Origin of the sequence: Bradyrhizobium sp. dw_78 (assembly GCF_018449525.1) — a bacterium.
In the GTDB taxonomy this organism is placed as follows: domain Bacteria; phylum Pseudomonadota; class Alphaproteobacteria; order Rhizobiales; family Xanthobacteraceae; genus Bradyrhizobium.
On record NZ_JAAVUS010000015.1, the window covers coordinates 1 to 14,260 of the forward strand.

Here is a 14,260-nt window from a genome sequence, read left to right on the forward strand (position 1 = left end):
GCGTAGACCACGGTCGTTCAAATAACTGGCGATCTGCCGGACGCCCATCGGCCCATCGCCATCGCCCAGCCGCGCAAGCCGGAAGATCAGGCGAACTGTTTCAACCTGGGTCGGGTCAGGCTCGATCTTTTTCTTTGTCCGGGCGCCGCGCATCTCGACCGCAACCACTTTATAGCCGAAGGGTGGTCGCGAGCCATTCCAATAGCCTTGGCGCGCGTTCTCCTTCATCGCCCGGAGCGTGTGCTTTGCATTCTCCTTCGACTGATATTCATCAAATAGCGCCATAATCTGCCGCATCATCACGCTCATCGGATCGTCGCCCAACTCTTGCGTGATCGACGTCAATCTGACGCCATTTTTAGCCAGCCGGCGCACATAGAATTCGAGTTGAAACTGATCGCGAAAGAAGCGCGAGAATGAATGGACGATGATGACGTCGAACGGCGAGGGCCGCTGAGACGCCTCATCCATCATTCGTTGGAAAGCGGCCCGCTTGTCGTCAGTTGCCGTTGCGCCAGGCTCCACGAATTCCGCTATCACCTCGATGCCACGCGCCGCGCAATAGGCCCGAAGTTGACGACGCTGGTCGGGAATTGAGAGATCTTGCTCGGCTTGGCGGCCGGTCGAGACGCGAAGATAAAGTGCTGCACGTCCCAAGACGACCGAGGTGGAGGCCGCATTGGCATTCATGCGAGACCTCCCTTGGAACGATTACTTTTTGAAGCCGAGGATTTTGTCCAATTCGTCGCCGAAGTAGAGTTCGTATAGCTCAAGCTCTTCAACATAGACCGGCACTTCCTCTGGCCAGTCATCGACAATCTGCGGCGCCCATTTTTGCCTTCGCCGGCGCGAAATTCGTTCGCACGACGGCGGCTCTTCAATTCGCTCGGCGCAGAAGTCGAAATCGTCGGCTTTACTGTCCTCTGGCGCGAGACATGGAGTGACCTTTCGGGACATGCCGCCATTCTTGCGCAATATCCTATATAATCCAAAGCATTACCTCCATATGTTAATGCGAGAGATTGGATAGTGCCGCGCACGGGCGGTGAGCGTCGTGCAGAAAGGACGGCGGCAGCGTAGTGCAAATACGCACGCTTTTCGGTGCAAATACAGTTCAATGGGGACGCGGCGGCTCCCAAAGGCACCAGTGAGGTGGTTGGCATTAGGCAGCCTTAAGCGGACGGGCGCGTTTGATCCGCTCGCGCTCCTTGGGACTATGCAACGCCTCCCAAAGGTCAGTGCGCCGCTGCACGTTCAGCCAGAAGTCTGGGCTATTACCGAAAACCCGGGCCATGATGAGGGCCGTCGATGCCGTCACATTCCGACGCCCATTGCACAGCTCATTGACGTGCTTGCGTTGTACGCCCATCGCCTCGGCGAGAGCCGCCTGAGTCAAGCCCAAAGGCTGCATAAACTCTTCCACCAAAATCTCGCCGACCGTGATCGGCTTGCGCTTTGTCATCAGCATGTTTGCTTCGCCTTACCTGTAGCTATGGTCATCCAGATAAACGCCATCTGCCTCACCTCGACCGCTGTCCCATCGGAAGACCAGCCGCCATTGTTTGTTGACGCGGATCGAATGGAACCCCGCCAGATTGCCGCGCAGCTTTTCAAAGTGGTTGCTGGGCGGCACGCGCAAATCTTGATCGGTCGCGGCGTCGTCAATCATCTGCAGCTTCCGAAAGAGTCGGCTTTCGAGATCGGGTGGGATATTTCGAGAGTGGATATCCTCAACGAAAAAGGCGCGCAGCCATTCGTCCTGAAAGCTCACGATCATACCACAACTCCGCGCGAGTGTATGTACCACTCCGTGGTACATCTTGCAATAGTTTTGATCTTGAAACAGCGCCGGACCCTAGGCGAAATGGCATAAGGAGGCCCTCGCCTAGCCGCGAACTGAGAAGCAACCGATGTTGAACTTTCAGCGTCGATCAGTCCCTGACGATGTCACCCTCCAGCGTCCGCTCTTTTCCAGAGTCAGGGCCGGATCTCCGACGCGGATGCGTTCGCCGAGAAAGTCGATGAAGGCCCGCACACGGGCTGGCAGCGGCCCCCCTTGTCCCAGGTAGACCGCGTGGATATCTTCCCGGTCACCAGGATTGAACTCTTCCAGCACCAGCACGAGCCGCCCCGCCTCGATGTCCTGTCCGATGTGGAACAGCGCTAGCCGCGCGATCCCGATGCCGCCGAGCGTGAGAAGTTTTGCTGCCTCGCCGTCGCTGGCGCGCGCGATCGGTGGAGCGGAAACCGCCTCGGTCCCCTGCCCGCTGCGGAACGGGCCATCCCCCGATGGTCCGAAAGAAGGTCCAGCCAATGCCCTTGTGACGGATGAGATCGTCGGGACGCTGCGGCGTGCCGTGCCGCGTAAGATAATCCGGCGATGCGACGACCGCCATGCGACTGGTCCCGAGCTTGCGCAAGCGCAGGCTGGATTCTCGCAGCGGTCCGACGCGGATGGCGATATCGGCGCGCTCCTGAAGCAGATCGACCACGGTGTCGGAGAGAACAATATTCAGGGTGACTCCCGGATGCTGCTCAAGAAAGGCCGGCACCAGCGGCATCACATGGAGCAGTCCGAACGGGATATTGCTGTTGATCCTGAGGTGTCCCCGCGGTGACGCCAGACGCCGCGATGGAGATTTCCCGTTCAGACCTTCCGGAATTGTTTAAAATGCGACCAAGCGTCAAGTTTCGGCGTCATCGATGCACCGAGCCAAGATCAAGAAAAAGAGAACCCCATCATGAAAAGCGAAGCCGAGCCTGCGTTCGATCCCAAGGTTTTCCTTGCCAAGGCCGACGGTGGGCGGACTGTGTCCAAATATCAAAGGAACGACACGATCTTCACGCAGGGCGATCCGGCGGATTCAGTCTTCTACATTCAGCGCGGCAAGGCCAAAGTCACCGTCAGTTCTGCACAAGGCAAGGAAGCCGTGGTTGCGATCCTGGGGCCGGACGAATTCTGCGGCGAAGGATGCCTGGCGGGACAGCCCCGACGTATGGCGACAGCGACAGCAATGACCGATTGCGAACTCATGCGGGTGGAAAAGACCGCTATGATCCGCGTCCTCCACGACGAACCGGCATTTTCCGAGATGTTCGTCGCGCACCTGTTGGCCCGGACCATTCGGGTCGAAGAGGATCTGGTCGATCAATTGTTCAATTCGAGCGAAAAGCGCTTGGCACGGGCGCTACTTCTGCTGGCCAATTTCGGCAAGGAAGGCAAACCCGAACCGATTATTGCGAAGGTCAGCCAGGAAACGCTTGCCGAGATGATCGGCACCACGCGGTCGCGCGTCAGCCACTTCATGAACAAATTCCGGGAATTGGGCTTCATCGAATACAACGGTACTTTGAAAGTTCATAGCTCGCTGTTGAGCGTCGTTCTGCATGATCAGCCGCAGATCAGGCGCGACGATGAGGAAACATGACAGGGCACGGCACGATGGTCGTAACTTCGACATGCAATCGCCATCGCTAGAGCCGTTTACGGCCAGGCACCGCGACATCGCAACTATAGGATCACCAAGGCGCGCGATCCGCGATTCATGTGACATTTCGATGGGATCTCGACGATCGGTGCGAGCACGCGGTTGCGAAATGCGATCGCAGGCGCAGCCCGTCTCGCCGATCTGGTGGCTGCAACGGAACGGGCGCGACCTCAAAAATTCAGAGTGATCGGCAGTTGTCCGCCTTGGTGCGCCTCGTTTTTCGGAACCAAAGATGGTTGCGCCGTCGCGCACTGCGATCTCAGGCCGCCACGCGGGACTGATGAAGGTGAACCATTTCGGCTTCGTCCTTCAGCGCCTTCCGCGCGGAAGGACGTGCTTCGACGCGGGCGACGTAGGCCATCAGGTTCTTGAGGTGGTCGATCTTCACTCCTGACCGCTCATGCCACATGGTGGCCCAGACATAGGCATCGGCCACGGTGAACTTTTCGCCGGTGATATATTTCCGGCCATCGGCCAGGCGCCGATCGAGTTCGGTGTAAGCCTTCACAAGCTTGTTGCGGGTCCACTCGGTACCTTCGTCGGTGAGCAGCTTGCGCATCAGGGGGATGTGCTTCTGCGCGATCTCCGTCGCGAGGTAGACGAGAAGCTGGTCGAATTTCGCGCGCTCGAGCGTGCCGGCGGCTGGGATCAGCCCAGATTCGGGATGCTGGTCGGCGAGATACGACGTGACGACGATGGTCTCCGTCAGGCGATCGGATGCATCGTTGTCCAGTTCGAGGACCGGCACGTAGGCCAACGGGTTCACTTCGGTGAATGACTGACCGTTCGATGTGGTCCTGTTGTGGACGTCGAAGTGGACCAGTTCGGGGGACAGAGCGAGTTCGTTCGCGACGAGCTGAGCGGCGAGGGAGCAGGTTGCCTGTGCGATGTAGAGTTTCATAGTGGGTTCCTTTCGTTCGGATGATCGGAACCTATCTGGACCTTGAGGAGCGATAAATGGCGGGCTGGGCGGAGGAGTGTCTCCTTGAAGGATACAATTTCGACGGCTTTTTCTCGGACGTCCTGCGGTCGGGTGCCCCTATCCTACTCACCAAAAAAAGCGCCCGCCCGCCGATGCACAGCGGACGGGGGCGGCGGTCGCTCGAAAGTTCAAGCCGCGAGCGCCAGTCGCTCCGGAGGGGCCGCGCGGATACGCTTCGCCTTGGCACCCGACAGGCGACGCACGACGACATAGAACACCGGCGTGAACAGAAGGCCGAACAGCGTCACGCCGAGCATGCCGAAGAAGACGGCGATCCCCATCGCCTGACGCATTTCCGCGCCTGGTCCGCTCGAGGTGACGAGCGGCAACACGCCCAGGATGAATGCAAAGGACGTCATCAGGATCGGGCGGAGCCGCAGCCGCGCCGCCTTCACGATGGCCTGCACCATGCCGTTGCCGGCGTCTTCAAGCTGGCGTGCGACCTCGACGATCAGGATCGCGTTCTTGGCGGCGAGACCGACCAGGACGATGAAGCCGATCTGGGTCAGGATGTTGATATCTCCGCCGAGCATCCGGACGCCGGCCGAACCGGTCAGGAGAACCATCGGCACGATCAGCAGGATCGAGAGTGGCAGGCTCCAACTTGCGTACTGCGCGGCCAGAACGAGGTACACGAACATGACAGAGAGCGGGAAGATCAAGAGTCCCAAATTGCCCGTCGTGGTCTGCTGATAGCTCAGGTCCGTCCACTCGAAGCTGATGCCGGCCGGCAGGATCTTCTTCGCCAGTTCCTCCATCTTGGCGACGCCATAGGCGGCCCCCATTCCCGGTAATGTGTCGCCATTGATCTCGGTCGCGGGGAGCAGATTGTAGCGTGGCACGCGATCCGCGCCGAAGATATCGCGCATCGTGGCGACGTTGCCGAGCGGGACCATATCGCCCGCGGCGTTACGGACCTTGATGCGGGTCAGATCGTCGGCGCTGCTCCGGAACGGAAGGTCAGCCTGCGCGGTCACGTGATAGGTGCGACCGTACATGTTGAAGTCGTTGATGTAGCTCGACCCGAAATAGGTCTCGATCGCCGCGTTCACGTCCTGGCTCTGAACGCCCAGCATCTCGGCGCGCTCGCGGTCCAGATCGACCTTGATCTGGGGCGTGCCCGCCGAAAACGTGGTGTAGACGCCGGTGAGCCCGGACGTGGCGTTGGCGGCGGCAACGAGATCGTCGGTCGCCTTGGCAAGCGCGGCGGTGCCAAGACCGGCGCGGTCCTCCAGCCTCAGCGAGAAGCCGCCGGCGCTGCCGATACCGGAGACCGGCGGCGGTTGCACGACGAGGATGTTGGCGCCGTCGATATTGGCGACGCGCCTGGTCAGTTCGGCCTGAATCCACGCGGCCGTCTGGCCGTGCTTCATGCGCTCTTCGAACGGCTTGAGCACGACGTAGGCCGCGGCCGAGCTTGACGAGATGGTCTGCGTCGCTCCGGAGAAGCCCGCGAAGGTCGGCAGGTGCGACACGCCCGGGATTTCGAGCGCGATACGCCCGACTTCCTTGGCAACCTCGGTGGTGCGCTCCAGCGAGGAACCGGCGGGAAGCTGCGGGATCGCGATGATGTAGCCGCGATCCTGGGCAGGGATGTAGCCTTTCGGGCTCTCGATCAACAGGTAGCCGGTCGCGCCTAACAGCGCGACGTAGACGGCGAGCATCGCCCTGGAATGCCGCACCAGGCGTACGACCAGCGCACCGTACAGTTTCGACAGCTTGTCGAAACGAGCGTTGAAGCGCTCCGAGGCCGCGGTACCGAGGCGCTTCAGCACGCCCCCGCCCTCCCCGTGCCCGGCATGCCGCTTCAGCATCATCGATGCTAGGGCGGGCGACAGCGTGAAGGAGTTGAACAGCGAGATCACGGTCGCGACCGCGATGGTGATGCCGAACTGCCGGAAGAACTGGCCGGACAGGCCGGGCACGAACGCCGTCGGCACGAACACCGACGCCAACACCAGCGCAATGGCGACCAGCGCGCCGCCGACCTCGCGCATGGTCAGCAGGGTCGCCTCCCGCGCACTTTTGCCTTCCGACAGATGCCGCTCGACGTTCTCGACCACGACGATGGCGTCGTCGACGACCACGCCCACCGCCAGAACCAGGCCGAACAGGCTGAGGTTGTTGATGGAGAAGCCGAACGCCGCCATGACGGCCATGGTTCCGATCAGCGACACCGGTATGGCCAGGATCGGAATGATCGACGGCCGCCAGCCCTGCAGGAAGACCACGACCACCACCACGACCAGAACCATCGCCTCATAGATGGTCTTCACCAGTTCGTGGATGCTGTCGGCGATGAAGCCGGTCGGGTTGTAGCCGATTTCGTACTGGATGCCCTTCGGGAAGTCCTTCGCAAGTTCGGCCATGGTCTTGGCGATCTCGTCCTGGGTCGCCAAGGCGTTGGCGCCGGGACGCTGCAGCGCGGCGAGCGCGACCGCGGGCTTGTCTCCGAGGTAGCCGCCGGTCGAATAGGTCAGCGCGCCGAGTTCGACCCGGGCAATGTCCTTCAGCCGGACCACATGCCCGCCATCCGCCTTGACGATGATGTTGCCGAACTCCGCCGGCTTTTTCATGCGGCCCTCGAAGATCAGCGTCGACTGGAACGCCTGATCCGTGACCGGCGGCTCCGCGACGACGCCGCCGGCGACCTGCGTGCTCTGGGCGTTGATGGCCTTGGTGATATCGGACGGCGTGATCCCGAAGGAAGCTGCGCGGTCCGGATCGAGCCAGATGCGCATGGAATATTCGCGGACGCCGAACAGCTGGATATCGCCGACGCCGTCGACGCGCTTCAGGACGTCGACGACGGCGCGCAGCGCGTAGTTCGAGACGTAGAGCTGATCGTAGCTTCCGTCAGGAGAGAACAGGAAAACGCCGCTGAGGATGGTCGGCGAGGACTTCTTCACCGAGATGCCGTTCCGCTGCACCGGCTGCGGCAGACGCGGCACGGCCAGCGCGACGCGATTCTGGACGAGGACCTGTGCCTTGTCGAGATTGGTGCCTGGCTTGAAGGTCACGGTCAGGGTCAGGCCGCCGTCCGAGGTGGCCTGACTGTACATGTAGAGCATGTCCTCGACGCCGTTGACTTCCTGCTCGATCGGCGTCGCCATGGTGTCGGCGACGGTCTGCGCGGAAGCGCCCGGATACATCGTGGAGACCACGACGGTCGGCGGGACGACGTCGGGATACTCCGTGACGGGAAGCGTGAAGTAGGCGATGCCGCCGACGATCACCGTGACAATCGATAGAACGATGGCGAAGATCGGCTGGCGGACCGAGAGTTGACCGAGATTCATAACACGTCTCCCTTCGAGGCGAACTGTTCAGGCTTGATGGTTTCCATGCGGACGGTGACTTTGGTCCCGGCTTGCACGCGCTGAATGCCGGAGACCACGACGCGGTCGGTGGACTCCAGGCCGCGCGTGACCTCGCGCATCTTTCCGAACATGCGCCCGAGCTCGACGGGACGCGCGGCAACGCGGTCGTCGGCGCCGACGACGAACAGAACCTGCTGAGAAGAATCGCTGGCCACAGCCGTGGCCGGCACCAGAACGGCCTGATGCGCCGGTTCGGCCGCGAGCGAGACGCGCACGAATTGGCCGGGCATGAGCACGTGGCCCGGATTGGCGATGCGGGCCCGCAGGCGCAGCGTCCCGGTTGACGCGTCGAGGCGATTCTCGGTGAAGTTCAGCCTGCCGGTGAAGCGCGGGCCTGCTTCGCCGGGCAAATGGATACCGACTTCGCCGACGGCTTCAAATGCGCTGGCCTGGCTGCCCTCCTTGCCGGCGCGCCCGTAGCGCAGGAAACTCTGCTCGTCGATGTCGAAATAGGCGTCGATGGTATCGAGCGAGACGATGGTCGTCAGCAAGGTGGCGTTCGAATCGCCGCCGGCGACCAGATTGCCTTCGCTGACGAGCTTGCGGCTGATGCGCCCCGTAATAGGTGCCCGCACTTGCGTGAAGTCGAGATCGAGCTTGGCACGAACCAGCACCGCGGATGCGACTTCGACGGCGGCTTCCGCCCCCTGCTGGCTCTCCGATCGCTGATCGAGAACGTTGGTGGCGATCGCTTGCGTCGTGATCAGCGACTTGGCGCGATCCAACTCTTTATTGGCCAACACAAGCTGAGCCTTTGCCTGCGCAAGTTGGCCCTCGGCCTGCTTTGTCGCGGCCTCATAGGGGCGCGGGTCGATGACGAACAGGAGGTCGCCCTTGTGAACGTAGTCGCCGTCGCGGAAGACGACCTGTTCGACGTACCCGTTCACGCGCGGGCGCACCTCGACGGTGTCAACCGCTTCCAGGCGGCCGGTGAACGTGTCCCGTCCGGTCACCTCCTTCAGAAGCGGCGTGCTCGCCGAGACGGTCGGCATGGCTGACGGTGTTGCGGCGTCGGGACTGCAGGCGGCAAGTATCAGCGCGACGAGGCTGGCCGCCGAGATTCTCGTCAGAAAGCGTGCGTGGGACATGATCGAAACCTTCGTATGAATTTGACGCGAGCGAGTGGGACCAGCGTCCGGACGGACGTCGGGTATCGATGTGTTTGGTCTTCCGTAGTGGTTCGAGGCGGGGCGGCCCTACCGGGCGGGTCGCCCTAGATAATCAGGCTAGGGCGGCATGACTTCTTGAGGCTGGCCACCCAATCGGCATGCCCGCTATCGGCGGTCCTGATGAAACGCGTCCACCGCATGGCTCAGATCTCCCGCTTTGCTTGGGCGGCAGCCACCTCGGTCCGGAGCCGTTCGATATCCTCGTCGTGAATGCCATGATCTTGCAGGCCCTCGGAGGTCCGGAATAGATAGTCCGCGGAGGTCCCGAGCGCTCCGGAGGCGGTGGCCAGGCGGCGGACCACCTGTTCTCGCTCGAGGCCGCCGGCGTAGTTTTCGGAGGCAGGATCGATCGTGAAAGCGATAGCGCAACCGAAGCGCACACCGTGCTCATCAAGAAGATCGAGCCAGCGCGGCACGTAAGAAGCCGAAAGCATTTCGCGTTTCCAAAGCATGGCGAGTTCGGGCTCGACGATCTCTCCAGATATCCGGAACGCGACGCCATCGCAGTGTCTTCCTGCGTCGAGGCCGAGGACGAGACCCGGATTGTCAACCGAGCCGCGGCCCGCCGGCGTCGACAGGCAGAAGGCGCGATGCCATCCCATCACCCGCGCGACCCGGCGCTCGACGAAATGGACCGTTGGATTCCAGATCAGGGAGCCATAGCCGAACAGCCAGACATCGTCCTGCGGCTTCGCCGCGAGCGTCCGGAGCAGAGACTCTCTGCGCTCGGCATCCGAAAGGATCCGCACGGTCGGCGCGTCGCGCGCGACCATGGCGTCGATCGCACCGGCATCGATCAGGTCACGGGTCAGGAAATCCAGTTTCACAACGGCCTCCGTAGTTACAGGCCGCCGATATGATCGAAGGTGCGCCGAAGATAAACAGTGCCACGGGAGACGGATTGTCTCCAATAAGAAGACAATCTTGGTAAATCGGAAATAACTTAGTAATTCCTATTACTTATGGCGCCTTGGCACATAACAGGCTGCGCGACCGAAGTCGCTGGAGAGTGGAAATGACAGCTTTCAAGCGATAGTTAGGGCCAAATCAGCGTTTTGTCGCCGAGGAGATGACAGATGGCGCTCACCGAGCTTCCCATCAACGATATAGCGACGTTCGTGGCCGTCGCCCAGAACGCCAGCTTTACCAAGGCCGCCGAAAAGCTTGGCACCAGCAAGTCCAACGTCGGCAAGGCCGTGCAGCGACTGGAGGCCCGGCTCGGGACCCGACTGCTGCAGCGGACGACCCGGGCGGTACGCCTGACCGAGGACGGCGAACTCTATCTCGATGCCGCCCGCGCCGCGCTCGACGGATTGAGCGAAGCGGAAACGGCACTTTCCGCCCGCCGCGACGAACCCGTCGGCCGAGTAAGGCTCGACGTTCCGATCGGCTTCGGGCGCCTTCTGCTGCCGACCTTCCATCGCATCCGGCAGCGGTATCCGAAGGTCACGATCGAACTGAATCTGAGCGATCGTCAATCAGATCCGGTCAAGGACGGTTGGGACATCGTCGTCCGTGCCGGCGTGCTGCCTGCGGAAGGCGAAATGACCGTCCGGAAGCTGTGCGACATGCGTCTCGGGCTCTATGCATCGTCAGCCTATCTCGCGAGCCACGCACCGCTCGTCTCGATCGACGACCTGACAGGACAGGAAGCGATCGTCTTCCGGGCGGGCTCGGGCAAGACAAGGCCATGGACGGTGACCGACGGCGCGCGCGTGTTCGATACCACGCCGCCAGCAAGTCTGATCACGGGGGACGGACGCGCATTTATCGACGCCGCCATCGCTGGCCTGGGTATCGCTCAGATCTTCGATCGCGTGGCCGCGCCTCACGTCGACGCCGGTGAGTTGGAGCCCGTTCTGACGCAGGCCGACGTGGACGGCCCGCCCGTCCATGCATTGATACCGGCCGGACGCGGTATGCCGCCGAGGACCCGCGTCGTTCTCGACCATCTCGTGGAATTCTTCAGAAGGCAGCTTTGAAGGTTTTTGTTTTGGGTGCAACGGGCGGAACCGGACGGCTGATCGTCCGCGACGCCCGGCGAAAGACCATCCCGTCGTTGCCTTGGTTCGCTCGAAGGCCCGCGCCCTGGATCTCCCCGCAGCAGACATGATGCTATCGAACTCATGGCTACCCCGTTCGGCGCAGCGAGGAAGGCGCCACAGTTCGATTAGGCGTTAGCGGCAGACAGCTCAACTCGCCACAGCGCGGTAGCATACACATCTTAAGCTATTCCATTTCACCTTGCTTGACGCCGGATCCCATTCAAAAGGATATCCAGGATATATCCCGCAGTTCGGTCTGCATCGTTGGGGTTGGAGCCAGCCGGGAACCACGAGCCAAGCATAGGCACTCGAAGCAAGTCAGCTTCCGTCGGTCCAATTTCAGGCGCCAAGCAGACCTCTTACCCTTGATGCCGATCGGCGGACCGATCCGAGGCCTATGAACAAACGGCGGCTTTCGCACTCTGCGACCAGCCTGAGAGCTGAAGATCGGGCGCCTCTCAGAACCGGCGCAAGCGCGGATCAATGATGGCGCTGGCTCGCTAATTAACTTGTCGATGCGCAGCCCTCATCAGAGCAACCATCTCGAACAGATCAATAGCGCTCACGAATCAAGTCGATCAGCGCACGCAGCCCGGCCGGCACATGCCGGCGCCCGGAATAATACAGACACAGACCGGGGAAAGGTGGTGTCCAATCTTCGAGCACGCGCACCAACGCGCCGCTCGCCAGATCGGGGGCGACGTTCCATTCGCTGAGATAGGCGAGAGCGACGCCAGCACGTGCCGCCTCCAGCATTAGGTGCGGCTCGTCGAGGATCAGCGGGCCGTTCACGTCGATCGCGGCCTCCTCACCGTGCCGCTCGAATTCCCAATGATAGATGGCGCCGCTCGGCAGCCGCATCCGGATGCAGCGATGCTGCAAAAGATCCGCTGGGGTGTTGGGTTGCTGGTGGTTTTCGAAATAGACCGGGGATCCCACCACGGCGAAACGCAACTTAGGGCCGACAGGCACGGCAATCATGTCCTGCGGCACCAGTTCGGCCAAGCGAAAGCCCGCATCGAAGCCGTCGACGACGATATCGATCAGCCGGTTCTCGGTGACGATGTCCACCGTCATGTCGGGATAGCGACGCAGATACTCAAGGATGATCGGCTCCATCATCTGCCGCGCGGCGCCGGTCGATGTGTTGAGACGTAATGTGCCGGCGGGCGTGTCGCGATGGCTTCCGGCCTGTTCCATCGCTTCGCGAATCTGGCTGAGCGCCGGAGCTACTCCGGCAACGAACTGCTCACCGGCTTGCGTCAGAGAAACACTCCGCGTGGTGCGGTGGAACAGCCGGACACCGAGCTTCGCCTCCAGCGCCGCAACGGCGTGGCTGAGCGCCGAACGCGACATGTCGAGCTCGATCGCGGCCGTGCGGAAGCCGCGGTGGCGCGCCACCGCCAGCACAGCATCAAGTTCGACCAGTCCGGACGACCTCATTGTCCTGATCTTTGCACCATTTCATGCCGTTTTATACAGCTTATCGGGGCAATGGACACCCTCTATCTCCCGATCAGTCCACCTTCGTGCCGCCGGGAGAGCAAAATGAACATCATCGACAAGGTCTATATCGACGGCGCGTTCGTCACCCCGCATGGGACGGATTGGTTCGATCTTCACAACCCGGCGACCGCGCAGGTCATCGGCCGGGTCCGGCTCGCCGACGCGGAGGACGCCCGCGCGGCGATCGCGGCCGCAAAGGAGGCTTTCCCCACCTTCTCCCGCACGAGCAAGATCGAGCGGATCGCCCTGCTCCGCCGCATGCACGACGCCTTGAAGGCCAGACGCGACGATCTGCTGGAGGCGATCATCGAGGAATATGGCGCACCCACGGCCCGTGTCGCCTTCATGGCCGATCATCCGGCGAGCGTCCTGCTCGATGCGGCACGCGTGCTGGAGGAATATGATTTTGTCCGCCGTATCGGCATCGCTGAGGTCGTGATGGAGCCGCTCGGCGTCGCTGGGCTCATTACGCCCTGGAACAGCAACGCAGGCTTCATCTGCGGCAAACTCGCAGCCGCGATCGCCGCAGGCTGCACGGCGGTCATCAAGCCGAGCGAGATGAGCGCGATGCAGACGCAGATCGTGACCGAAGCGTTGCACGAGGCAGGTTTGCCAAAGGGGGTCTTCAACATCGTCACTGGCCGCGGCGAGGTGGTCGGCGCGGAAATCAGCAGCCATCCGGACGTGGCGAAGATCTCGTTCACCGGCTCGACCGCGGTGGGAAAATCAATCCTGCGCGCCGGCGCGGAAACGATGAAGAGGGTCACGCTCGAACTTGGCGGCAAGTCACCAAGCCTCATCCTGGACGACGCAGACTTCACACAGGCGATCCCGCTCGCCGTTGGCGTCGGCTTCGGCAACAGCGGACAAGCCTGCATCGCTGGCACTCGCGTTCTCGTACCCCGGAGTCGCTTGGCGGAATTCGAGGTGCTGGCGAAGGCGGCGGTCGAGAATGTCAGGGTCGGCGATCCCCGCGATCCGGCAACCGCGGTCGGTCCGATGGTCAGCCAAAAACAGTGGGACCGGGTACAGCGGTATATTCGCATCGGCATCGATGAAGGCGCGACATTGCTCGCCGGCGGCCCCGGCAAGCCGGACGGACTCGACGGCTGGTTTGTACGGCCGACCCTGTTCACCGGCGTCCGCAACGACATGACCATCGCGCGCGAGGAGATTTTCGGCCCGGTGCTATCGATCATCGCCTATGTCGACGAAGCCGAGGCGATCGCCATTGCCAACGACACGGTCTACGGCCTGCAGGCGTACGTGATGTCGACCGACGAGGATCGGGCGCGACGGGTAGCGAGCCGGATCGTCGCCGGCCGCGTGCTGATCAACACCTATGCGCACGAGCCGATGGCGCCTTTTGGCGGCTTCAAGCAGTCCGGGATCGGACGGGAATACGGCACATTCGGACTGGAGGCGTTTCTCGAACCCAAATCCCTCCTCGGTCTGCGCGCAGCTTGATCGGGAGGGCTGGCGGGTCCGCCGATCGGCATTCACCTATCGTATTGCACCCTCAATCATAAGCGCTCGCACGTAGATCCTGGCCGACGAGGCAGATGTCGTTGAACTTAACCCCGCAGGTGTTCGTCCCGAAGAGGTGAAAGAGTGGCGGCTCATTTGGGAGGTATGGACGAGAAGCCCTACTCTCAAGCAGGTCATGCACCTTCGCAACAAGGAGCTGGCT

The 14,260-nt window shown here is 61.9% G+C and carries 13 protein-coding genes and 1 pseudogene; 3 read left to right on the top strand and 11 right to left on the bottom strand.

Going from position 1 to position 14,260, the window contains the following annotated elements; all coding sequences use genetic code 11:
• The 6 genes and pseudogenes from HB630_RS26905 to HB630_RS28720 form a co-directional block, all read right to left on the bottom strand.
• Positions 1-690, bottom strand: a 690-nt coding sequence (locus HB630_RS26905) for a recombinase family protein (RefSeq protein WP_213775756.1), incomplete at its 3' end; no start/stop codon positions are given.
• 21 nt (positions 691-711) lie between these two features.
• Positions 712-957 (bottom strand): hypothetical protein, encoded by a 246-nt coding sequence (locus HB630_RS26910; protein WP_213775757.1) that lies wholly within the window; start codon positions 955-957, stop codon positions 712-714.
• A gap of 205 nt (positions 958-1,162) precedes the next feature.
• Positions 1,163-1,468, bottom strand: a complete 306-nt coding sequence (locus tag HB630_RS26915) for a HigA family addiction module antitoxin (protein ID WP_213775758.1) — start codon at positions 1,466-1,468, stop codon at positions 1,163-1,165.
• Between the two features lie 12 nt (positions 1,469-1,480).
• Positions 1,481-1,777: a type II toxin-antitoxin system RelE/ParE family toxin gene (locus tag HB630_RS26920; RefSeq protein ID WP_213775759.1), complete on the bottom strand. Its 297-nt coding sequence runs from the start codon at positions 1,775-1,777 to the stop codon at positions 1,481-1,483.
• A 144-nt stretch (positions 1,778-1,921) separates the two neighbouring features.
• Positions 1,922-2,314 (bottom strand): LysR substrate-binding domain-containing protein, encoded by a 393-nt coding sequence (locus tag HB630_RS28715; protein ID WP_276571649.1) that lies wholly within the window; start codon positions 2,312-2,314, stop codon positions 1,922-1,924.
• A 52-nt stretch (positions 2,315-2,366) separates the two neighbouring features.
• Positions 2,367-2,561, bottom strand: a pseudogene (locus HB630_RS28720) (LysR substrate-binding domain-containing protein); the annotation flags it as partial.
• Positions 2,562-2,741: 180 nt separating this feature from the next.
• On the opposite strand from HB630_RS28720, the gene HB630_RS26930 reads away from it, so the two are divergent.
• Complete coding sequence (locus HB630_RS26930; protein WP_213775760.1) at positions 2,742-3,428, top strand: Crp/Fnr family transcriptional regulator; 687 nt, start codon at positions 2,742-2,744, stop codon at positions 3,426-3,428.
• Between the two features lie 319 nt (positions 3,429-3,747).
• On the opposite strand, the gene HB630_RS26935 is transcribed toward HB630_RS26930, so the two are convergent.
• The 4 genes from HB630_RS26935 to HB630_RS26950 all read right to left on the bottom strand — a co-directional run bounded on the left by HB630_RS26935 (position 3,748) and on the right by HB630_RS26950 (position 9,846).
• Positions 3,748-4,389, bottom strand: a complete 642-nt coding sequence (locus HB630_RS26935) for a glutathione S-transferase C-terminal domain-containing protein (protein ID WP_213775761.1) — start codon at positions 4,387-4,389, stop codon at positions 3,748-3,750.
• 209 nt (positions 4,390-4,598) lie between these two features.
• Positions 4,599-7,769, bottom strand: coding sequence for a multidrug efflux RND transporter permease subunit (locus HB630_RS26940; protein ID WP_213775762.1), 3,171 nt, complete (start codon positions 7,767-7,769; stop codon positions 4,599-4,601).
• The gene (locus HB630_RS26945) at positions 7,766-8,842 is read right to left on the bottom strand and encodes an efflux RND transporter periplasmic adaptor subunit (protein WP_213775763.1); all 1,077 of its coding nucleotides are present in this window, start codon (positions 8,840-8,842) and stop codon (positions 7,766-7,768) included. Before HB630_RS26945 ends, HB630_RS26940 begins: the two co-directional genes overlap by 4 nt.
• A gap of 320 nt (positions 8,843-9,162) precedes the next feature.
• Positions 9,163-9,846, bottom strand: coding sequence for a gamma-glutamylcyclotransferase (locus HB630_RS26950; RefSeq protein WP_346656142.1), 684 nt, complete (start codon positions 9,844-9,846; stop codon positions 9,163-9,165).
• Positions 9,847-10,095: 249 nt separating this feature from the next.
• On the opposite strand from HB630_RS26950, the gene HB630_RS26955 reads away from it, so the two are divergent.
• A complete protein-coding gene (locus HB630_RS26955; RefSeq protein ID WP_213775764.1) occupies positions 10,096-11,001 on the top strand; it encodes a LysR family transcriptional regulator in 906 nt (301 codons plus the stop codon).
• A 615-nt stretch (positions 11,002-11,616) separates the two neighbouring features.
• Here HB630_RS26955 and HB630_RS26960 read toward each other — a convergent pair.
• Positions 11,617-12,507 (bottom strand): LysR family transcriptional regulator, encoded by an 891-nt coding sequence (locus tag HB630_RS26960; RefSeq protein WP_213775765.1) that lies wholly within the window; start codon positions 12,505-12,507, stop codon positions 11,617-11,619.
• Between the two features lie 105 nt (positions 12,508-12,612).
• On the opposite strand from HB630_RS26960, the gene HB630_RS26965 reads away from it, so the two are divergent.
• Positions 12,613-14,037 (top strand): aldehyde dehydrogenase family protein, encoded by a 1,425-nt coding sequence (locus HB630_RS26965; RefSeq protein WP_213775766.1) that lies wholly within the window; start codon positions 12,613-12,615, stop codon positions 14,035-14,037.
• Positions 14,038-14,260 lie beyond the last annotated feature (223 nt).

Coding starts and splice junctions, on each gene's coding strand:
- HB630_RS26910 (WP_213775757.1), bottom strand. CDS start 957: ATGTCCCGAAAGGTCACTCCATGTCTCGCGCCAGAGGACAGTAAAGCC.
- HB630_RS26915 (WP_213775758.1), bottom strand. CDS start 1,468: ATGCTGATGACAAAGCGCAAGCCGATCACGGTCGGCGAGATTTTGGTG.
- HB630_RS26920 (WP_213775759.1), bottom strand. CDS start 1,777: ATGATCGTGAGCTTTCAGGACGAATGGCTGCGCGCCTTTTTCGTTGAG.
- HB630_RS26930 (WP_213775760.1), top strand. CDS start 2,742: ATGAAAAGCGAAGCCGAGCCTGCGTTCGATCCCAAGGTTTTCCTTGCC.
- HB630_RS26935 (WP_213775761.1), bottom strand. CDS start 4,389: ATGAAACTCTACATCGCACAGGCAACCTGCTCCCTCGCCGCTCAGCTC.
- HB630_RS26940 (WP_213775762.1), bottom strand. CDS start 7,769: ATGAATCTCGGTCAACTCTCGGTCCGCCAGCCGATCTTCGCCATCGTT.
- HB630_RS26945 (WP_213775763.1), bottom strand. CDS start 8,842: ATGCCGACCGTCTCGGCGAGCACGCCGCTTCTGAAGGAGGTGACCGGA.
- HB630_RS26955 (WP_213775764.1), top strand. CDS start 10,096: ATGGCGCTCACCGAGCTTCCCATCAACGATATAGCGACGTTCGTGGCC.
- HB630_RS26960 (WP_213775765.1), bottom strand. CDS start 12,507: ATGAGGTCGTCCGGACTGGTCGAACTTGATGCTGTGCTGGCGGTGGCG.
- HB630_RS26965 (WP_213775766.1), top strand. CDS start 12,613: ATGAACATCATCGACAAGGTCTATATCGACGGCGCGTTCGTCACCCCG.